Origin of the sequence: Micromonospora sp. NPDC049151 (assembly GCF_040648395.1) — a bacterium.
Classification (GTDB): domain Bacteria; phylum Actinomycetota; class Actinomycetes; order Mycobacteriales; family Micromonosporaceae; genus Micromonospora.
The window spans coordinates 98,649-119,803 of the sequence record NZ_JBEZDP010000012.1 but is presented as its reverse complement, the minus strand read 5'-3'; the positions used below and the strand labels follow the sequence as shown (position 1 = coordinate 119,803).

15 protein-coding genes and 1 riboswitch are annotated in these 21,155 nt (G+C 73.1%); of the genes, 11 read left to right on the top strand and 4 right to left on the bottom strand.

The window, feature by feature from the left end; all coding sequences use genetic code 11:
- Positions 1-403: 403 nt before the first annotated feature.
- Complete coding sequence (locus tag AB0B20_RS16350; protein ID WP_357388693.1) at positions 404-2,467, top strand: M4 family metallopeptidase; 2,064 nt, start codon at positions 404-406, stop codon at positions 2,465-2,467.
- Between the two features lie 163 nt (positions 2,468-2,630).
- Here AB0B20_RS16350 and AB0B20_RS16345 read toward each other — a convergent pair whose 3' ends face one another.
- Both AB0B20_RS16345 and AB0B20_RS16340 read right to left on the bottom strand, forming a co-directional pair.
- Entirely contained in the window at positions 2,631-3,080 is a 450-nt protein-coding gene (locus AB0B20_RS16345; RefSeq protein WP_357388695.1) for a YbaB/EbfC family nucleoid-associated protein, read from the bottom strand.
- A gap of 186 nt (positions 3,081-3,266) precedes the next feature.
- Complete coding sequence (locus AB0B20_RS16340) at positions 3,267-3,911, bottom strand: transglycosylase family protein (RefSeq protein ID WP_357388697.1); 645 nt, start codon at positions 3,909-3,911, stop codon at positions 3,267-3,269.
- Positions 3,910-4,055: riboswitch (cyclic di-AMP (ydaO/yuaA leader) on the bottom strand. (Overlaps the previous gene by 2 nt.)
- A gap of 165 nt (positions 4,056-4,220) precedes the next feature.
- Here AB0B20_RS16340 and AB0B20_RS16335 point away from each other — a divergent pair.
- Positions 4,221-5,777, top strand: coding sequence for an LLM class flavin-dependent oxidoreductase (locus tag AB0B20_RS16335; RefSeq protein WP_357471426.1), 1,557 nt, complete (start codon positions 4,221-4,223; stop codon positions 5,775-5,777).
- A 55-nt stretch (positions 5,778-5,832) separates the two neighbouring features.
- Here AB0B20_RS16335 and htpG read toward each other — a convergent pair whose 3' ends face one another.
- Positions 5,833-7,725, bottom strand: coding sequence for a molecular chaperone HtpG (gene htpG / locus AB0B20_RS16330; protein WP_357471422.1), 1,893 nt, complete (start codon positions 7,723-7,725; stop codon positions 5,833-5,835).
- Between the two features lie 134 nt (positions 7,726-7,859).
- On the opposite strand from htpG, the gene AB0B20_RS16325 reads away from it, so the two are divergent.
- From AB0B20_RS16325 to AB0B20_RS16285, 9 genes are all read left to right on the top strand, one after another.
- A complete protein-coding gene (locus AB0B20_RS16325; protein WP_357388703.1) occupies positions 7,860-8,588 on the top strand; it encodes a GntR family transcriptional regulator in 729 nt (242 codons plus the stop codon).
- Positions 8,585-9,412, top strand: coding sequence for a sterol desaturase family protein (locus AB0B20_RS16320; RefSeq protein WP_357388705.1), 828 nt, complete (start codon positions 8,585-8,587; stop codon positions 9,410-9,412). Before AB0B20_RS16325 ends, AB0B20_RS16320 begins: the two co-directional genes overlap by 4 nt.
- Complete coding sequence (locus AB0B20_RS16315) at positions 9,409-10,083, top strand: lysoplasmalogenase (RefSeq protein ID WP_357388707.1); 675 nt, start codon at positions 9,409-9,411, stop codon at positions 10,081-10,083. Before AB0B20_RS16320 ends, AB0B20_RS16315 begins: the two co-directional genes overlap by 4 nt.
- Positions 10,056-10,547, top strand: a complete 492-nt coding sequence (smpB, locus tag AB0B20_RS16310; protein ID WP_013286513.1) for an SsrA-binding protein SmpB — start codon at positions 10,056-10,058, stop codon at positions 10,545-10,547. The genes AB0B20_RS16315 and smpB overlap by 28 nt, the downstream gene beginning before the upstream one ends.
- Positions 10,548-10,589: 42 nt before the next feature.
- Positions 10,590-11,138: a DinB family protein gene (locus AB0B20_RS16305; protein ID WP_357388709.1), complete on the top strand. Its 549-nt coding sequence runs from the start codon at positions 10,590-10,592 to the stop codon at positions 11,136-11,138.
- A gap of 47 nt (positions 11,139-11,185) precedes the next feature.
- Positions 11,186-11,761 (top strand): helix-turn-helix domain-containing protein, encoded by a 576-nt coding sequence (locus AB0B20_RS16300; protein ID WP_357388711.1) that lies wholly within the window; start codon positions 11,186-11,188, stop codon positions 11,759-11,761.
- Positions 11,758-13,038, top strand: coding sequence for an MFS transporter (locus AB0B20_RS16295; protein WP_357471419.1), 1,281 nt, complete (start codon positions 11,758-11,760; stop codon positions 13,036-13,038). The genes AB0B20_RS16300 and AB0B20_RS16295 overlap by 4 nt, the downstream gene beginning before the upstream one ends.
- A 115-nt stretch (positions 13,039-13,153) precedes the next feature.
- Positions 13,154-14,389, top strand: coding sequence for a family 16 glycosylhydrolase (locus AB0B20_RS16290; RefSeq protein ID WP_357471416.1), 1,236 nt, complete (start codon positions 13,154-13,156; stop codon positions 14,387-14,389).
- 262 nt (positions 14,390-14,651) lie between these two features.
- Complete coding sequence (locus AB0B20_RS16285) at positions 14,652-15,299, top strand: GNAT family N-acetyltransferase (RefSeq protein WP_357388717.1); 648 nt, start codon at positions 14,652-14,654, stop codon at positions 15,297-15,299.
- Between the two features lie 69 nt (positions 15,300-15,368).
- Here the strand turns inward: AB0B20_RS16285 and AB0B20_RS16280 are convergent, their stop codons facing one another.
- Complete coding sequence (locus AB0B20_RS16280) at positions 15,369-21,143, bottom strand: TIR domain-containing protein (RefSeq protein ID WP_357471413.1); 5,775 nt, start codon at positions 21,141-21,143, stop codon at positions 15,369-15,371.
- Positions 21,144-21,155 lie beyond the last annotated feature (12 nt).

Sequence of the window (21,155 nt, the reverse complement as noted above, 5' to 3'; positions counted from 1 at the left end):
GCGGCGACTCGGCCGCCGCCCGGCGGTACGCGCGGCGGCCTCGCGTCTATGCGCGCCATTCGCACACAGCGGCAACGTCCGCAATTTGCACCGGCACCCATCCACCGTCGGCAATGTTCGCCCTGATCAGGGGCTATTGAAGATCATGGTTGCCTGAATCGACGCGTGCGGCGACACGCCCGACTGCCAGTGGTTGCCCAGGTCACTTATTGCTCCGGGCTCGCGCGGCGTGTGATTGTGCACCAGCGAGCCGCCGACCCCCGGCGACTCGCGACGGTCGATCTGTCGACCCGGAGCCACGCCGGCAGCTCCGGTGACCGGCCGTCACCCTGCCTCGCACCACCGCGCCGCCCGTCCCCACCGGGCTCCGTGCGGCGCGCCTGTAGAACAGGAGCAAACCCCCGTGAAACTCTCACCTCGCCTCGCCGCGCTCACCGGCGCGGCCGCGGCCGGCATCCTCGCCGCCGGCACCGCCGCGGCCGTGCAGGCCGCGCCACCCGGGCCCGCCGCCCCGAACCCGGCCCAGGCCCGCGCGGCCGCCGCCGACTCGGCCCGCGCGCTGGTCGCGGACCGTCCCGCATACCTGCAGGCCGGCACCGACGACGCGTTCGTCCAGAAGCCGGTCATCTCCTCCGAGGGCACCCAGTACGTTCCCTACGAGCGCACCTACAAGGGGCTGCCGGTGGTCGGCGGCGACTTCGTGCTCGCCACGGACTCCGCCGGCAACCTGAAGTACGCCTCGGTCGCCCAGCAGCGCCCGATCGGCGCCCTCGCCACCACGCCCGCGCTCACCCAGGCCGCCGCCACGAAGACGGCGCGCGCACAGCTCAAGACCGTGAGCGCGGTCGAGGGCACCACACTCGTGGTCTACACGCTCGGCGCCACACCGGCGCTGGCCTGGGAGACCACGGTACGCGGCACCAGCGCGGACGGCCCCAGCCGGCTCACCGTCGACGTCGACGCCCGCACCGGCGCGGTCCTGCGCAAGCAGGAACACGTCGTACGCGGCACCGGCACCGGCGCCTGGAACGGGCCCAGCCCGCTCACGCTCAACACCACCCAGTCGGGCTCCACGTACACCATGAAGGACCCGACCGTCACGAACCTGAGCTGCCAGGACGCGGCGAACAACACCACGTTCAGCGGCTCCGACGACGTGTGGGGCAACGGCACCGGCACCAACAAGGAGACCGGCTGCGTGGACGCGTTGTTCTCCGCGCAGACCGAGCACAAGATGCTCGCCCAGTGGCTGGGCCGCAACGGCGCCAACGGCAACGGCGGTTACTGGCCGATCCGGGTGGGCCTCAACGACCAGAACGCCTACTACGACGGCAGCCAGGTGCAGATCGGCAAGAACACCGCCGGCCAGTGGATCGGCTCGCTGGACGTGGTGGCGCACGAGATCGGCCACGGCATCGACGACAACACCCCGGGCGGCATCTCCGGCGGCGGCACGCAGGAGTTCGTGGCGGACACGTTCGGCGCGGCCACCGAGTGGTTCGCCAACGAGCCGTCCAGCTACGACGCGCCGGACTTCCTGGTCGGCGAGAAGATCAACCTGGTCGGCTCCGGCCCGATCCGCAACATGTACAACCCGTCGGCGCTCGGCGACCCGAACTGCTACTCCAGCAGCATCCCGTCGACCGAGGTGCACGCCGCGGCCGGGCCGGGCAACCACTGGTTCTACCTGCTGGCGAACGGCAGCAGCCCGACGAACGGGCAGCCGTCCAGCTCGACCTGCAACGGCAGCAGCGTGACCGGCCTGGGCATCCAGAAGGCCATCAAGATCATGTACAACGGCATGCTCCTGAAGACCTCGTCCTCGTCGTACCTGAAGTACCGCACCTGGACGCTGCAGGCGGCGAAGAACCTCTACCCGGGCAGCTGCACGGAGTTCAACACGGTCAAGGCGGCCTGGGACGCGGTGAGCGTGCCCGCCCAGTCCGGTGACCCGACCTGCTCCGGCGGCAGCCCGACGCCCACCCCGAGCACCACGACCACCCCGCCGTCGGGCGGCTGCTCCGGCAACAAGCTCGCCAACCCGGGCTTCGAGTCGGGCAACGTGAGCTGGAGCGCCTCGTCCGGCGTCATCACCACCGACAGCGGCCAGGCCGCGCACGGCGGCTCGTACAAGGCGTGGCTGGACGGGTACGGCTCGTCGCACACCGACACGCTCAGTCAGTCGGTGACGATCCCGGCCGGATGCCGCGCGACGTTGAGCTTCTGGCTGCACATCGACAGCGCGGAGTCGACCACCAGCACCGCGTACGACAAGCTCACCGTCAAGGCGGGCAGCACCACGCTGGCCACCTACTCCAACCTGAACAAGGCCACCGGCTACGTGCAGCGGTCCTTCGACATCTCGTCGCTGGCCGGCACCACGGCGACCATCTCGTTCAGCGGCGTGGAGGACAGCTCGTTGCAGACGTCCTTCGTCGTCGACGACACCGCGGTCACCCTGAGCTGACCGTGGCGTAGCGCGGCCGGTCGTCGTCCTCCCGACGGCCGGCCGCCTCGTCATGCCCGGCCGGGCCCCTCACGGCGCCTGGCCGGACGGCATCGCGGCTTGCCGGACGGCATCGCGTCGAGCCGGGCGCTTCGTCGCGTCGTCCGGGTGGGCACCCGGTTCGTCAGGCCGGGCGGGCGCCCTGGGACGCGGTGCCGCGGTCGCGGTGGATCCGCGCGGCAGCCTCGTGCATCGCGCGGCCGAACAGCTCGGCCTGGTCGCCCATGCTGCCGAGCCGGGCGGCGAGCGCATCGGCGTCGGCCCGCGCAGATGCGCTGACCTGGGCGTCCAGCTCGGACAGCGCGGCATTGGCGGCGGCGACGAGGTGCCCGCCGAGGACGTCCAGCGGCTCGCCGGCCAGCTCCGGGTCGATCGTCACGGAATCCAGCCGGCCACCCTGGACGGCGACGGCGCGGACCCGGCCGCCGGCGGCCGTGCCCTCGGCGCGCAGCAGGTCGGCCGCCTCGCCGTCGGCGTGCGCCGAGGCCCGGGAGCGCATCGCGGTGAGCGCCTGCTGCGTACGGGTCAGCAGCTCGTCGATGCTCGCCGCCGCCGAGAACGGGTCGTTGGTCATATCAGCGCTTTCTTCACGTCTTAGCCGAGGACCGTGACCCTAGCAACCGCCCCCGACGAATCGCGCCTACCGGCCCTCGCGGGCCGCGTCCCGGTGCCGCGAGCAGGCCGGACACCGGCAACGCGGCGTGTCGCACGGGCGCGGACGCCCGGCCGGGGTGAAGCGGCCGGGCGTCCGCGAGACCGGTCAGCGCAGACGCAGCCGCTGACCGGGGAAGATCAGCCCCGGGTCGTCGCCCACCACCGCGCGGTTGCGCTCGTGCAGGGCACGCCAGCCGCCGTCCACGCGCTGCGCCACGGCGATCTCCGACAGCGTGTCCCCCGGCCGGACCAGGTACGTCCCGGTGCCGGTCCTGGGCTGTGGCGCGACGAGGGTGGTGGCCCGCTCCGGCGCGGCCCTCTTCGTGGCCGGTCGCCGCGGCGCGGCCTTCTTCGCGCCTGACCGCTTCTCGGCCGCAGCCGGCCCGGAACTCTTCTTCGCCGAGCCGCCCTTCTTGCCGCAGACCGGCCAGGCGCCGATGCCCTGCCCGCGCAGCACCTTCTCCGCGACGGCGATCTGCTCGGACCGGCTGGCCAGGTCGGCGCGGGCGGCGTACTTCTGGCCGCCGTAGCCGTTCCAGGTGGCACGGGAGAACTGGAGCCCGCCGTAGTAGCCGTTGCCGGTGTTGATCTTCCAGTTCCCGCCCGACTCGCAGCGTGCGACGGCGTCCCAGTTGACGCCCGCGCTGGCCGGAGCGGCCGAGCCGAACAGGGTCGCGGCGCCGAGGGCGGCGCCGGCCATCACCGCTCCGAGAGCGGTACGGCGGCTTCGGGCTGAGTATTCGGTTGCCATGTGGATTCCTCCACGCCGACGAGGTGAGCTGTCGGGTTCGGGCCGAGGAGCCCGGCCGCCGGTGGCGGCTTCACCCCGAGGTGACGATGCACCGTGGAACGTGTGGTTCCCCCGCTCCCGCACGAGGTTCGGTGACTGCGGCCGGCGGCGGGATTTGGCGTTTCCGGCCCGCGGTGTCCGCTACTGCGAACGAAACCGACGCTAGGAGCGCTTTGCGCCGATCGTCCACTTCTTGTGATGCCCTTCACCCGGCCGGGCGACCGGGCGCTACCGTGGCAGGACTGGGCAAGATCACGGGAGGCGGGACGGATGACCGATCACGGACACGAGCTGACCTTCGGCGGCTTCCTCACCCCCGCCGCCGCGCAGCCGGACCAGGTGGTGGCGCTGGCCCGGCTCTGCGAGCAGGTCGGACTGGACCTGGTCACCTTCCAGGACCACCCGTACCAGCCGGGTTTCCTGGACACCTGGACGCTGATGTCCTACGTGGCCGCCGCCACCGAACGCGTCCGCCTGGCCGGAAACGTCCTCAACCTGCCGTTGCGCCAGCCGGTGGTGCTGGCGCGCAGCGTCGCCAGCCTGGACCTGCTCACCGGCGGCCGGGTCGAGCTGGGGCTCGGCGCGGGCGCCTTCTGGGACGCGATCGAGGCAACGGGCGGGCGGCGCCTGTCCCCCGGCGCGGCCGTCGACGCCCTCGACGAGGCGATCCGGGTGATCCGCGAGGTCTGGGACACCGGCCACCGCGGCATGATCCGTGTCGACGGCGAGCACTACCGGGTGGTCGGCGCCAAGCGCGGCCCGGCGCCCGCCCACCCGGTGGGCATCTGGGTCGGCGCGTACAAGCCGCGCATGCTGCGCCTGGTGGGCCGCGCCGCGGACGGCTGGCTGCCGTCGCTGTCGTACCTGCCGAAGGGTCCCGACGAGTTGCCCGCCCTGAACGCGCTGGTGGAGGAGGGCGCCCGGGCCGCCGGACGCGACCCGGCCACGATCCGCCGCATGCTCAACGTGACAGGCACGTTCGCCCGCTCGTCGGCCGGTTTCCTGGCCGGGCCGCCGGAACAGTGGGTCGAGGAGCTGGCCGGGCTCACGCTGGAGCACGGCATCACCACGTTCATCCTCGGCAGCGACGAGCCGCGCGCGATCCAGATCTTCGGCCAGGAGGTCGCGCCCGCCGTGCGCGAGCTGGTCGCCGCCGAGCGCACCCCGCCCGAGCCCCGCGCGGCCACCGGGCAACAGGCCGCCGCCGGCGCGCCCAGCACGCTCGGGGTCACGCCCACCCCGGACCCGGGGGTACGCCTGAGCGCGCGCCGCCCCTGGGACGAGTCCACTCGCCCGAGCGCCCCGCCGCCGCCGGCCGGGCACGTCTACCCGCCCCGGGGACAGGCCGCCGGGCAGCACCTGGTGGACGTGCACGACCACCTGCGCCAGGAGCTGGCCCAGGTGCGCGACCTGCTGGAACAGGTCAAGCAGGGCACTGTCTCGCCGGGCCGGGCGCGGGCCGCGCTGAACGAGATGACCATGCGGCAGAACAACTGGACGCTCGGGGCCTACTGCGCGGCGTACTGCACCATGGTCACCCAGCACCACGGGCTTGAGGACGCCTCGATCTTCCCGCACCTGCGCCGCTCCGAGACCGGGCTGGCCGCCGTGCTGGACCGCCTCGAGGAGGAACACGTGGTGATCCACGGCGTGGTGGAGAGCGTCGACCGCGCGCTCGTGGAGCTGGTCCGCCGGCCCGGCGACTTCACCGGACTCCAGGAGGCGGTGGACCTGCTCACCGACACGCTGCTGTCGCACCTGTCGTACGAGGAGCACCAGATCGTCGAGCCGCTGGCCCGGCACGGGTTCTTCCCCGGCCAGTTGTGAGGCGGGGCCCCTTCTTCTTGTCGCGCCGGCGACGAGAAGGGGCCCCGCCTCACCGCTACAGGCCGCGGGCCAGGCGGTCGGCCAGGATCCGGGTGAACCGGGCCGGGTCGGCCAGCTCGCCGCCCTCGGCCAGCAGCGCCATGCCGTACAGCAGCTCGGCGGTCTCGGTCAGCGCGGCCGGGTCGCCGCCCTCCCCGTGCGCCTTGCGCAGCCCGGTGACCAGCGGGTGGGCCGGGTTCAGCTCCAGGATCCGCTTGACCTGGGGCACCTCCTGGCCCATGGCCCGGTACATCTTCTCCAGCGTCGGCGTCATGTCGTGCGCGTCGCCCACGACGCAGGCCGGTGAGGTGGTCAGCCGGGTGGACAGGCGCACCTCCTTGACGCTGTCGGCGAGCGCGCCGCCGAGGAAGGTGAGCAGGTCGGCGTACTCCTGCCGTTCCGCCTCGGCCTTCTCCTTCTCCTCGTCGGTCTCCAGGTCCACCTGGCCCTTGGCGACCGAGCGCAGCGTCTTCCCGTCGTACGCGCCGACCCGCTCGACCCACACCTCGTCCACCGGGTCGGTGAGGATCAGCACCTCGTAGCCCTTGGCGCGGAACGCCTCCAGGTGCGGCGAGTTCTCGATGGTGGTCCGGTTCTCGCCGGTGGCGTAGTAGATCTCGGTCTGGCCGTCGCGCATCCGCTCCACGTACGCGCGCAGCGTGGTCGGCTCGGCCGGGTCGTGGGTGCTGGCGGCGCGCACCAGCTCCAGCAGCGTCTCGGTGTTGTCCGGGTCCTCCAGCAGACCCTCCTTGACCACCGGCCCGAACTCGGTCCAGAACGTGCGGTACGACTCGGCGGACATGTCCTTGAGCGTGGCGAGGACCTTCTTGACCAGCCGGCGGCGCACCGCGCGGATCTGCCGGTCCTGCTGGAGGATCTCCCGCGAGATGTTCAGCGACAGGTCGTGCGCGTCCACCACGCCCTTGACGAAGCGCAGGTAGTTGGGCATCAGCGCGTCGCAGTCGTCCATGATGAACACGCGCTTGACGTAGAGCTGCACGCCGCGGCGGCCCTGCGGGGAGAACAGGTCGAGCGGGGCGTGCGAGGGCAGGAACAGCAGCGCCTCGTACTCGAAGGTGCCCTCGCCGCGCATGTGGATGGTCTCCAGCGGGTCGGCCCAGTCGTGCGCGACGTGCCGGTAGAACTCCTTGTACTCGGCCTCGTCGACCTCGTCCCGCGAGCGCGCCCAGAGCGCCTTCATCGAGTTGAGCGTCTGCTCCTCGCGAGTGGTCGCGCCGTCCTCGCCCGGCTTGTCGACAGTCATCCGGATCGGCCAGGAGATGAAGTCGGAGTACCGCTTGACGATCTCGCGGATCGTCCACTCGGCCGTGTAGTCGTGCAGGTTGTCCTCGGTGTCGACGGGCTTGAGGTGCAGCGTGACCGAGGTGCCCTGGGGCGCCTCCTCGACCTCCTCGATCGAGTAGGTGCCCTCGCCGGTGGACTCCCAGCGGGTGCCGCCGGCCTGCCCGGCGCGGCGGGTCAGCAGCGTCACCCTGTCGGCCACCATGAACGTGGCGTAGAAGCCGACACCGAACTGGCCGATCAGCTCCTGGGAGGCGGCGGCGTCGGAGGACTCGCGCAGCTTGCGCAGCAGTTCGGCGGTGCCGGACTTGGCGATGGTGCCGATCAGGCGGACCACCTCGTCGCGGGTCATGCCGATTCCGTTGTCCCGCACGGTGAGCGTGCGGGCGTCCTTGTCGACCTCGATCTCGATGTGCAGGTCGGCGGTGTCGGCCGACAGCTCCTTGTCGACAAGCGACTCCAGCCGCAGCTTGTCCAGCGCGTCGGACGCGTTCGAGATCAGTTCGCGCAGGAAGACGTCCTTGTTCGAGTAGATCGAGTGCACCATCAGCTGCAACAGCTGACGGGCCTCGGCCTGGAACTCCAACGTCTCGACCCGGTCGCTCACACCGACTCCCCTCCACTCTGGCGGCCTACGGCGGAAAGGATACGAGGGGTGACCGGGACGGCACGCACCGGCCACCGGAAATAACTGGTACAACCAGTTGACGGGTTGATGTGTCCGAGGCCACACTGCTGCGCATGGCCTTCGATCCCGCGCCTCGTGTCTCGGTCTCCGACCACGTCTTCGGCCGGATTCGTGACGCGATCGTGTCCGGCGGCTACGCGCCGGGCGAGACGCTGCCCGGTGAGCGGGAACTGGCCGGTGCGTTCGCCGTCAACCGGCACGCGGTCCGGGAGGCGCTGCGCCGCCTGCAACAGCTCGGCCTGGTCCGGGTCAGCCAGGGCGGCGCGACGAGGGTGCTCGACTGGCGGGTGCACGCCGGGCTGGACCTGGCGCTGTCCCTCGCGCGCTCCGGTGACGTACTCCCGGTCGAGACGCTGGTGCGTGACATGCTGGAGATGCGGGCCTGCGTCGGGATCGACGCGGCCCGGCTCTGCGCCGAGCGCGCGGACGCGGCTGTGGTCGCCGCCGTGGTGCGGGCCGCCGAGGAGTACGGCGACCTCGCCCCCGACCTGGACCTGATGAACGAGGCGAACATCGCCGTCTGGCGGCTGATCGTGCGCGGCAGCGGCAACACCGCCTACCAGCTCGCGTTCAACAGCCTGGTGGCCGGCACCTTCGCGGTCGGCGACGTCCCCCCGGACGCCCGCGCGGCCGAACTGCTCGACGTCGCCGGGCACCGCCGTCTCGCCGCGGCCGTCGCCTCCGGTCAGGGCACGGCGGCGGCCCGCCACGCCCGGGCGCTGCTGACCGCGCCGGTCACCACCCCCACCACCCCCACCCCCGGAAGGGAAGCGCGCGCATGATCCCCGCCGTGCTGTACGCCGTGCCGGCGTTCCTGCTCCTGATCGTGATCGAGGCGGTCTCCTACCGCTTCCTGCCCGACGACGACGAACGCGGCTACGAGCTGCGCGACACCACCACCAGCCTGTCCATGGGGCTGGGCAGCCAGATCATCGGCTTCCCGTGGAAGCTGCTCACCGTCGGCCTGTTCGCGGCGCTGTGGACCGTGGCGCCGGTGCAGCTGTCCCCGGGCGACTGGTGGACCTGGGTGATCCTGTTCTTCGCCGACGACCTGGCCTACTACTGGTTCCACCGCTCCCACCACGAGGTACGCGTGCTCTGGGCCAGCCACGTCGTGCACCACTCCAGCGTCTACTACAACCTGTCGACGGCGTTGCGGCAGAGCTGGACGCCGATGACCTCGCTGCCGTTCTGGCTGCCGCTGGCGCTGCTCGGCATCCCACCGTGGATGATCTTCCTGCAGCAGTCGATCAGCCTGCTCTACCAGTTCTTCCTGCACACCGAGAGGGTCAACGTGCTACCCCGGCCGATTGAGTGGATCTTCAACACGCCGTCGCACCACCGGGTGCACCACGGCTCGAACACCGAGTACCTGGACCGCAACTACGGCGGCATCCTGATCGTCTGGGACCGGCTGTTCGGCAGCTTCGAGCCCGAGCGCGCCACCGTGCGCTACGGGCTGACCCGGAACATCGGCACCTACAACCCGCTGCGGGTGGCAACACACGAGTTCGCCGCCATCTGGTCCGACGTACGCCGGGCCGACTGCTGGCGGCACCGCCTCGGCTACCTGTTCGGCCGTCCCGGCTGGCAGCCCGCCCGATGAGGCGCTCCTGGCTGCTGCCCCTGTTCGGGCTGGTCGCCGCCGTCGAGCTGACCGGCGTCGCGCTCGACTCGACACCGCTCCAGTGGCTGGCCAAGCCGCTGCTGGCGCCGGTGCTGCTGGCGTACCTCCTGGCGCACCGGCGCCGCATCGACGCGGTGGCGGTGGGCCTGGTCGCCGCCACCGCGGGCGACGTCGCCCTGCTCCTGCGGGGCGACACCGCGTTCCTGGCCGGCATGGGCTTCTTCCTGGTCACCCAGATCGCGTTCATCACCGCCTTCGTGCGGTACCGGCGGGCCCGGGCCGTGGCGTGGGCCGGCTACCTGCTCGCCTGGGCGGGCGCGAACGCGCTGCTCTGGGGCATGCTCGGGCCACTGCGGCTGCCGGTGCTCGGTTACAGCCTCGCGCTGTGCCTGATGGCCGCCGCCGCGACCGGGGTGTCCGCCCGGGTCGCCGTGGGCGGGGCGCTCTTCCTCGTCTCCGACCTGCTCATCGGCGTGGGCGCGGCCGGGATCGAGCTGCCCGGGCGGGGCCTGCTGGTGATGATCACCTACTGTGCCGCGCTGCTGCTGATTGCCACCGGCTGGGTGGCCGCGACGCGCCCGGCGACCGGCCCGCAGCCGCCGCCGACCGGTACCCTGCTCGCGTGGCCAGGGAGAACGGGCGCAAGCTGATCGCCTCGAACAAGAAGGCACGGCACGACTACGACATCCTCAAGACGTACGAGGCGGGCATCGTACTGGCCGGCACGGAGGTGAAGTCGCTGCGCGAGGGGCGGGTGTCGCTGGTCGACGCGTTCGCCCAGGAGCGCGACGGCGAGATCATGCTGTACGGCCTGCACATCGCCGAGTACGGCTTCGGCACCTGGACCAACCACGCGCCCCGGCGCACCCGCAAACTGTTGCTGCACCGGGTGGAGATCGCCCGGATCCTGGAGAAGCTGCGCGACGGCGGCATCACACTGGTGCCGCTGTCGATGTACTTCGCGGACGGCTGGGCCAAGGTGGAGCTGGGCCTCGCGCGGGGCCGCCGGTCGTACGACAAGCGCCAGGCGCTTGCCGAACGGGACGCCAAGCGGGAGATCGCCCGGGAGATGGGCCGCCGGCTCAAGGGCCGGACGGCGGCGCGGCGGGGCTGAGCGCGCCGCTTTCTGTCCCAGGGCGGTGGCACCCTGAGGCGCATGAGCGACCTGACCTGGAACCCGCTGCTCCGCGAACAGCTCACCTGGCACTGGACCCACCAGTTGCGCGACCGCCTCGCCGGGCTGACCGACGACGAATACCTCTGGGAGCCGGTCCCCGGCTGCTGGAGCGTGCGCCCGCGCGGCGACGGCGGCATCCCGGCGATCGACTTCGCGATGCCGCAGCCCGATCCGCCGCCGTTCACCACCATCGCCTGGCGGCTCGCCCACGTCATCGTCGGCGTGCTCGCCGTGCGCAACGCGTCGCACTTCGGCCGCGCGCCGACCGACTACGGCTCGTTCCCCTACTCCCCGACCGCCGCCGGGGCGCTGGCGCAGCTCGACGAGGAGTACGCCGCCTGGACGGCGGGGGTCGAGGCGCTCGGCGAGGAGGGCCTGTCCCGCCCCTGCGGCCCGGCCGAAGGGCCGTTCGCCGACGTGCCGATGGCCACGCTGGTGCTGCACATCAACCGGGAGATGATCCACCACCTGTCCGAGGTGTGCCTGCTGCGCGACCTGTACCGCCACACCCCGGAGGCATCACGATAAATACAAGACATCTTGTACATCATGTCTTGTCGGTCTAGCCTGGCGGCATGACCGACGGAACCGGCAACCGGCGCGTGAGCGACCCGCGAGCCATGCGGGCACTGGCCCACCCCACCCGGCTGCGACTGCTCGGCGAGCTGCGCCTGCGCGGCCCGCAGACGGTCGGCATGCTGAGCGAGCGGACCGGCGAGGCGGTCGGCTCGGTCAGCTACCACGTCGGCAAGCTGGCCGAGCACGGCTTCGTCACCGGGGCGCCCGAGCTGGCCCGGGACCGGCGCGAGCGGTGGTGGCGGGCCGCGCACGCCACCACCGACTGGGATCCCCTCGAACTGCTCGACGACCCGGAGCGCCACCTCGCCGGCAACCTGCTGCGCCAGGCCGCCATGCAACGCTACGCGGACCGCTACCAGGCGTACCTGGACGCCGAGGCGAGCCTCGACCCGGCCTGGGTACGCGGCACCACCAGCAGCGACATGGTGCTGCGCCTCACGCCGGAGGAACTGGTCGAGCTGCGCGACGAACTGTCCGCGCTGGGCCGGCGCTGGCAGGAGCGCGGCGCACCCGGCCGGCCCGGCGCCGAGATGGTCACGCTGATCTGGCAGGCGTACCGGGGGCCGCAGTGACCCGCGACCGCCGGCCCCTGGCCGGACTGCTGATCGGGCACGCCGTCTCGCTGACCGGCAACGTGCTCACGCTCATCGCGCTGCCGCTCTACGTGCTGGCCGAGACCGGCTCACCGGCCGCCACCGGGCTTGCCGGCGCGTTCGCCACCGCGCCGGTGGTGCTCGGCGGCGCGTTCGGCGGGGTGCTCGTCGACCGGATCGGCTACCGGCGCTCCAGCGTGCTCGCCGACGTGGTCTCCGGCGTGACCATCGCCGCCGTGCCCCTGTTGCACGCCACGGTCGGCCTGCCGTTCCCGGCGCTGCTGGCCCTGGTCTTCGTCAGCGGCCTGCTGGACACGCCGGGGCAGACGGCGCGCACCGCGCTGCTGCCGGAGGCCGCGGCGGCGGCGGGGGTGCCGATCGAGCGGGCGGCCGGGTGGGAGGACGCGACCTCGCGCGGCGCCCGGATGATCGGCGCACCCCTGGCCGGCCTGCTGGTCGGTGTGTTCGGGGCGGTGCCGGTGCTGGCGCTGGACGCGGTGACGTTCGCCGTGTCGGCGCTCGTGGTGACGCTGCTGGTCCCGCGTGGCCTGCGACCGTCCGACGACGGGAGCGAGCCGGAGACCGGAGGCTACTGGCGGCAGTTCGCCGCCGGGCTGCGCTTCCTGGTCCGCGAGCCGTTGCTGCGCGCCATGGTCCTGCTGGTGTTGGTGACCAACCTGTTCGACGCGGCCAAGAGCCAGGTGCTGCTGCCGGTGGTCGCCGAACGGGAACTCGGCGGGCCGGCCGCGTTCGGCCTGCTGGTCGGCGTCATGGGTGGCGGGGCGCTGGTCGGCTCGCTGGTGTTCAGCGCGATCGGTCACCGGCTGCCCCGCCGGGCCACGTTCGTCACCGCGTACGTGCTGTGCGGTGCCCCGCCACTGTGGGCGCTCGCCGCCGCGCCGCCGCTGCCGGTGGTGGCCGCCGTGGTGGCGGTGGCCGGGCTGGCCGCCGGCGCGCTCAATCCGCTGATGGGCGCGGTCCAGTTGGAGCGGGTGCCGCCGGCCATGCGGGCCCGGGTGTACGGCGTGATCGGCGCGGGCGCATGGGCGGCCATGCCGGCCGGCGCGGTCGGCGCGGGATTCGCCGCGGACCGGTTCGGCCCGACGTCCACGCTCGTCGTGATGGGCGCCTGCTACCTGCTGGTCGTGCTCACTCCGCTGCTGGGCGGCCCGTGGCGGGACATGCGCCGGCCCACCGTGGTGCGGCAGCGCGAGCCCGAGCCGACGCCGGAGCCCCAGCGGGAAGCGCTCTCTTGACATCGACCGACTTCGTTCATACCTTCATCGAAGTCTATCTGTATGGTTTGTTAACCGTTGGGCGGGGCCGGCCGCCGCGACGGTGACGGCCACCATCCCCCGCAGGAGGCGCCCCGTGCGCACCATCCGTACCCTCGCCGCCCTGGCGGTGACGGCGGTCGGCCTCACCGCCGCCCTCGCCGCCGTCCCCGACTCCCCCGCGATCGCCGCCCCCGGCGCGGTCACCTGGTCCGACGACTTCAACGGCCCGGCCGGCGCCGCCCCCGACGCGAGCAAGTGGCGCTACGACATCGGCGGGGGCGGCTGGGGCAACAACGAGCTGCAGTACTACACGAACAGCACCCGGAACGCCGCGCTGGACGGCAACGGCAACCTGGTCATCACCGCCCGCAGGGAGAACCCCGGCGGCTACAACTGCTGGTACGGCACCTGCCAGTACACCTCGGCGCGGCTGCTCACCAACGGCACGTTCGCCCAGGCGTACGGGCGGTTCGAGGCGCGCATCAAGGTCCCCCGTGGACAGGGACTGTGGCCCGCGTTCTGGATGCTCGGCAACGACATCGGCACGAACCCGTGGCCCGGCAGCGGCGAGATCGACATCATGGAGAACGTCGGCTACGCCCCGTCGACCGTCTGGGGCACGCTGCACGGCCCCGGCTACTCCGGCGGCAGCGGCGTTGGCGCGTCCACCTCGCTACCCGGCGGCCAGGCGCTCGCCGATGCCTTCCACACCTTCGCCGTGGACTGGGCGCCGGACTCGATCACCTGGTACCTCGACGGCGTCGCGTACTCCCGCAAGACGCCCGCCGACATCGGCGGCAACCGCTGGGTCTTCGACCACCCGTTCTTCATGATCATGAACGTGGCGGTCGGCGGCAACTGGCCCGGCTCGCCGGACGGCGGCACCACGTTCCCGCAGACCATGACCGTCGACTACGTCCGGGTGCAGGCCTGGGACAACGGCGGCGGAGGCACCGGCGGGCAGATCGTCGGGTACGGCGACAAGTGCGTCGACGTGGCGAGCGCCAACACCGCGAACGGCACCCCGGTGCAGCTCTGGACCTGCAACGGCACCGCCGCCCAGCGCTGGACCTGGAACGCCGACGGCTCGGTACGCGCGCTCGGCAAGTGCCTCGACGTGGCCGCCGGGTCGACAGCGAGCGGCGCCAAGGTGCAGCTCTACGACTGCAACGGCACCGGCGCGCAGAAGTGGGTGTTCAGCGCGGCCGGCGACATCGTCAACCCGCAGGCCAACAAGTGCCTGGACGCCACCGGTCCCAGCTCGGCCGACGGCACCCGGCTGCAGATCTGGGACTGCACCGGCGCCCCCAACCAGAAGTGGCGCCGCTGACCGGTGCCCCGACCCGGGGCGGGCGGCACCCCGCCCGCCCCGGCGCCCCCGCCCCTCCCTCTCTCCCCGCGATCTTGCACTTTCGGCCCGAGCGGCGCCCCGAATGCCCCATTCACCCGGGCACAAACTGCAAGATCATCGAGGCTGGCTGGCCGGGGCTGTGGTTCGCTAATGGCGTTGCGTTTCTCGGGGCGGGCTGGGATACCGTGAGGTCCGTTTCGCTGCCGCGAGACCAGGTCATCGATCTCCTGGAAGCGCGATCATGGATGAAGTGACCGGCGCGCCGGCGTCGATGGGCGGGTTCACGCCGGAACCGATCCCGACCGCGCGGCTGAATCTGCTGCCGCTGAGTGTCGAGCATGCCGAGGAGATGGCCGCCGTCCTCGCCGACCCGGCGCTGCACACCTTCATCGGCGGCGAGCCCGCGTCCCCCGCGGCGTTGCGGGCCCGCTACGAACGGCTTGTCGCCGGCTCACCCGACCCGGCCGAGTCGTGGTGCAACTGGGTCATCCGGCTCCGGGACGGCGGCCGGCTGGCCGGCTTCGTCCAGGCCACGGTCACCGAGCCACACGGGACCGTGACGGACGCCGCCACGGCGGGCGCGCGGGCGGTAGGACACCGGCACCTCGACGAGGCGGCACCGGCCACCGCGGGACCGGTCGCGGAGATCGCCTGGGTGGTGGGAACGCAGTGGCAGGGGCGCGGGATCGCCACCGAGGCCGCCCGTGGGATGGCCGGCTGGCTGGGGCGGCGCGGTGTGCGTACCCTCGTGGCCCACATCCATCCCGACCACCGCGCGTCGGCCGCGGTGGCCACGGCCTGCGGCCTGGCCCCCACCGACGTGTGGCACGACGGCGAGATCCGCTGGACCGGACCTGCCGCCCCGCCTCCCCCGCCTGCCCCGAGTTGACCAAGGAGTTCGTGCCGGAGACGACGTCCGATCCGGACACGAACTCCTTGATCGACGGGGCGGGCGAGGTCAGAAGGGGGCGTCCACGGACAGGCGGCGGACCTGGGTCAGGTAGGGGTCCAGCTCGCCCACCTCGAAGCGGCACGTGCCGATCACGTGCCAGAACTGGCCGCCCGGGTCACCGTCCAGCTTGTACCGGCCGTCCGGGCTGACCGCCGCCCACCCGTCCGGCAGCCCGATGAGCGTGGTCCGCAGCTGGGCGTGCTCCGGGTCGGCGACGTCCCACAGCCGTACCGTGCCGTCGTCACCGGCGCTGGCGAGCAGGCTGCTGTCCGGGCTGAAGTGCACCGACCAGACGCGTCGGGTGTGCGCGGCCAGCGTGCCGTGCAGGCGGCCGGTGACCGGATCCCACAGCCGGATCACCAGGTCGTCGCCGGCGGTGGCGAGCAGGTTGCCGTCCGGGCTGAACGCGCAGGACCAGAGGCGGCCGTCGTGTTCGGTGAGCACCAGGCGCCGCTCGCCGGTGACCGCGTCCCAGACCACCGCCGTGCCGTCGTTGCCGGCGCTGGCGAGCAGCGTGCCCTCGCTGTTGAAGCCGACCGAGTAGACCCGGTCGGTGTGGTGTTCCAAGGTGAGCCGGCAGGTGGCGGTGGCGGCGTCCCAGAGCCGTACCGTCTGGTCGTCGCAGCCGGTGGCGATGGTCTCGCCGTCGGGGCTGAACGCGACGGTGCGCACGCGCCCCCGGTGCGGGGTGAGCGTGGCGAAGTGCCGGCCGGTACGGCGGTACCAGAGGCGTACGGTGTCGTCGTCGTTCGCGGTCGCGAGGGCGTCGCCGTCGGGGCTGAACGCGACCGCCCAGACGTGGTCGGTGTCCACGTTCAGTTCGCGCTCGTCGGCGCCGGTGTCGGTGTTCCACAGGTGCACGCCGCCGTCGCCGCTGGGGGTGGCCACCAGCGGCTCCTCGGGGCAGAACACGACAGACAGCAGCCGGTCGGCCGGGCTGGCGAGCTGCCGCAGCAGGCGGCCGGTACGCGGCTCCCAGAGCCGGATCACGCCGTCGTTGCCACAGGCGGCCAGCACCTCGCCGTCGTCGCGGAACGACAGCGCGGTGACCTTGCGGCCGTGCCCGCGCAGCGTGTGCTGAAGCTGCCCGGTACGCACGTCCCACAGCCGGGTGGTGCCGTCGTTGCTGCTGGTCGCCACCTGGTTCTGGTCCGGCCGCCAGACCACCGGCCAGACCGAGCCGCGGTGCCGGGTCAGCTCGTGCCGCACCTGCCCGTCGTCGGTGTCCCAGAGCTGGATCGCGCCGTCGCTGGCGGCGGTGGCGAGCAGACTGCCGTCGCCGTTGAACCGGACGCTGTAGATCGCGCCCCGCTGCCGCCCCAGCACCCGGACCGGCCGGCCCGTCTCGGTCTCCCAGAGCCGCAGCGCGCCGTGTGTGTCGCCGGTGGCCATCAGCGTGCCGTCCGGGTTGATGTCCAGGGCGTACACGTCGGCCTCGTGGCCGCGCGGCGCGCGCAGCAACTCCCCGTCGGTGGCCCGGCGGATCCAGACCCGGCCGTGCTGCCCGACGGCGGCCAGCAGCCGGCCGTCCGGCGAATGCACCACCCGGTAGACCACCTCGGGCTCCTGCACCTCGAACGCCAGCTTGCCGGTGGGGATGTCCCAGCCGCGGACGGTGCCGGCACTGTCGGCGACCACCACCCGCCGCCCGTCCGGGCTGAACGAGGTGCCCCAGATCGGCGCGGCGTGGCCGGGCCACTCGTGGCGCAGCCGGGCGCCGCGGGTGTCGTAGAGCCGCACCACGCCCGCCGCGTCGCCGACCACCAGGCGGCCCCGGCGGCCGTCGGTGAGCAGCGGCCACACCCAGCCGGCGAAGACGTCCTCGATGACGTGCCGCACGTCGCCGTGGTCGGCGTCCCACAGCCGTACGGTCAGGTCGGCCGAGCCGGTGACGAGCTGGTGGGAGGCGGCGTCGTAGCGGACCGCGTACACCCGGGACCGGTGTCCCTGGAGCGTGCGCACCGGCAGCCCGGTGGCGGTGTCGCAGAGCAGCACGCCGCCGTCGTCGCTACCGACCGCCAGCACCGCGCCGTCGGGGCTGTACGCCACCGGCACCGGCAGCCGGCCCACCTCGAAGCCGTAGCCGACGCCCACGGCGGGCGGGGCCAGGCCCGGCGCAACCGGCCGGCCCGGCGCGACGACAGCGCCGCGCAGCTCCGGGGCGCGCAGCAGCGCCGCGTCGGCGCTGACGTCGATCAGCGCGGTGCGGTGCCAGCTGCTGCCCGCGGCCCGGGCGCCGCGCAGGTCGGTACGGAACAGCCGCGCACCGGCCAGCTCCGCGTCACGCAGGTCCGCCCCGGCCAGGCGGGCCTGGTCCAGGCGGGCGCCCCGCAGGCGGGCGTGTTCCAGCCGCGCCTCGGTCAGGTTGGTGGCGACCAGCCGCGCGTCGGTCAGGTCGGCTCCGGTCAGGTCGGCTCCGGCGAGTTCGCGGTGCGACAGGTCCTCGCCACGCAGCACCGCGCCACGCAGGTCGGCCCGGTCGGGCAGGCGCAGCCGGGCGGACAGCCGCAGCGCGTTGGCGCGCAGCGTCTCCCCGGCCGACTCGTCGCCGAGCACCCGGGCGGTCCACGCGGTGCAGCGGGCCGGGTCGGCGAGGTCGCCGAGGAACTCCACGGCGAGCGCGGACAGCGACCGTACGGCGAGCGCGGCCGGTTCCTCGCCCCTGTTGATCTGCTCGGCCACGCCCTCGGCGACGAGCCACTCCATCACCGAGGTGTGGATGAACCCGAACAGGCCGTCGTCGGTGCGGACGAGCAGGCTGCCCGCGCCGACGGCGTGCGCCGCCTGCGGGCCGGACAGCCGCGAGTCGGCCCGCCCGGCGAGCTGACCGGTGGACTCGGCCAGCTCGGCCAGACGCAGGTAGGCCTCGCCGCTCTCCCACAGCTGGAACGCCAGCCGGCTCACCGCCTGCCACAGCTCGGGCCGGCGCAGGCTCACCGGGGCGCCCGGGATGCCCTGGGTACGGCGCTCCTCGAAGTCCAGCCAGGACTCCAGGATCTCCCGGTACAACGCGGCGGCGCTGAACGTGCCGCCCGCACCGGCCACCGCTGCCAGCCGACCCTCGTCGAGGTTGGCGATGAAGCCGAGCATGCGCGGGTTGCGGGAGAGCCCGAGCAGGTCCTTCACGCCGGCGAGCAGGTCCATCCGCTCGCGGGCGGCCCGCTCGTCGCCGCCGTACCGGTTGCGCAGGAACGCCTCGATCTGCCCGGGGGTGAAGTCCTCCACCGCCAGCACGCGCCGGTGCGGCAGCAGGCCGACCCGCTCGCCGAGCGCGGTCAGCACCTGCGAGTTGGTCTTGAAGTGCTGGGTACGGCTGCTCACCACGATCTTCGCGTTGCCCTCGGCCGCCTGGAGAAGCGTCTCCAGGTGGTCGGCCGCCCGGTCGTACGTCACCCGGGCGACCAGCTCGTCGAACCCGTCGAACAGCAGCACGATGCGGCCCTGGCGCAGCATGTAGCGGAACGCCTTGAGGTCGATCACCTGCTCGCCGTGGTTGGCCAGGTGCGCGGCGACCAGGCCGTCCACGGAGTGCGCCTTGTCCAGCGCGCGCAGCTCGACCAGGATCGGGATCAGGTCGGGCGCGGCGGTGGGCAGCCGGCGGGCCACCTCCCGCAGGGCGAACGTCTTGCCCCGGCCGAAGTCGCCCAGCACCAGCACGAACCGGCCGTCCGGCGCGGAGACGGTCTCCAGCAGCTCGTCCACCACGTCGTCGCGCACGCGCTGGTCGGCGCCGACCAGGTGGCGGTAGCGCTGCGGCACGTACTGCCCGGGCGGGTAGAGCCGGTCGGCCTGGAGCCGGGCGGTCTGCGCCGCGACGTACTCGCGCAGGTCGAGCAGGCCCTGGAACTCGGTCAGGTGCAGCACGCGTACGCCCCGGCGCTGCGCCTCCTCGGCCAGCCCGCGCGGCACCCGGTCGCCGTCGTAGACCAGTTCGGAGGCGATGTCCGGGTCGGTGGCGTGGACCCGGCGGGCGAAGGCGTCCAGGTCGGCGGCGGTGGGGGTGCCCACGTGCGCGCCGACGCGCTGCTGGCGGACCACCCCGTCGGAGCGGTAGCTGATGTAGAGGTGCGGCGGGTCGGTGTCGACGCGGCGTACCACCACCCGGTCGTAGCGCGCCTCGCAGACCTCGGCGAGCCGGTCGAGCAGCCGCCGCACCGGGGCGACCGGCGCGGCGGCGGCCGCCGCACCCTGGGTGGCCCCCTCGACGGCGACCGGGCGGCGCGGGTCGGGCACCTGGGCCGGACCGGACGCGCCGAAGGTGGCCTCGGCGCGCGGCCAGGACACCGCGGTGACAGTGCCGCCGTCGAGCCGGTCGTCGCGGCCGAGCACCCAGCGGGTCATCCCGTCGACGCCGAGCCGCAGCACCTGCGCCCGGCCGTCGCGGGGCGCGGCGGCCAGCGGCACCACCGGGTCGACCCGGGCCGACGGCGCGGCGTCGGAGAGCAGCAGGTTGAGCATCGGGCCGACCAGCCGGTTGACCGAGCCCCGGTCGCGCAGCGACACCGGGTCCGGCGGCACCTCGTCGGCGTACGGGCTGCGCGCGCCGGGGGCGTGCGCCATCGCGCCCAGCCGCAGCCAGCCGGACTGCTGGTAGTGGCGCAGCCGCTGGGCGAACCAGCTGGACTGCGCCTCGCCGAGGAAGCCGTACCGGTCCTCCTCACGGTGGGTGATGGCGATGGTGGAGTTCAGCCCGGCCACCACCACGCGCAGGTCGGGCACCGGGAACAGCGTCCAGGGCTGCTCGCTGTCGAAGATCCGGTCGTCGAGGCCCTGGTAGAGGTCGTCGAACAGGCGCGCGTAGTGCCGCCACTTCGGCCAGAACGGCGGTTGCGGGTCGACGTCGTCGGCCTCGCAGGTGGCGAAGTACGCGCGGCAGGCCGCCATCGTCACGTCGCGCGGGCCGGGGACCACCACGAGGCGGTGCGGCTCCAGCCCGAGCAGCACCCGCAGGCCGGTGAGGAAGCTCAGCGCGTCGGAGAACTCGCGCGGGCTGCCCGACTCGGTGAGGTTGCCCGCGACGACGAGCAGGTCCGGCCGGGGCACGCCGTCGTTCATCAGCAGCGTGAGGTCCCCCATCAGGTGTTCCTGCACCTCGCCCGGGGTGACCGGCGCACCGGGCGTGATCACGCCCCGGCCGAACCGCGGCCCGGCGACCTGGAGCACCGTCACTGTGTCCCGGGCCGTCGGCGGGGCCGTCGCGGCGGGCGGGAACGGCGGCGGGTTGATCGGGGTACGCCGGGCGCGGCGGGGTGCCGGCGCTCCGGTGGCGGGCGCGGCGAGCACCCCGTGCGGGTCGGCCGGGTGGTGCGGGAACGCCGGCTGCCGCATCGGCTTGGCCCGGCCGTCCAGCGCCTCCCGGATGCGGTCGAGCACCCGGTTGCGGGCCTGCGCCGGGTCGTCCACACCGACCAGGTCCACATAGGTGATGGTGGCGAGCAGGCCGTCGATCGGGCAGTCCTCGACGCGTACCGTGACGAGCTTGTTGCCGGTGCCGTCCGGGTCGGCGCGCAGCGCGGCCTGCCACTCCAGCTTGCCGTAGGTGGAGTGCAGGTAGCGTTCGGACAGCACCGCCACCACCACCTCGGCCTCGCGGACGCCGCGGTCCATGAAGTCGATGAAGTTGGTGCCGGCGACGAAGTCCCACGCCTGCAGCAGCGTGCGGTAGCCGGCGGCCTCGAACTCCCACGCCAGCCACGTCGCCCAGCGTTCGTCGGCCGGCGAGTAGCTGATGAAGAAATCGATGGGGCGGTCGGTCCGGGTGGGGTGCGCGCCTACAACCACATGGTCATTATG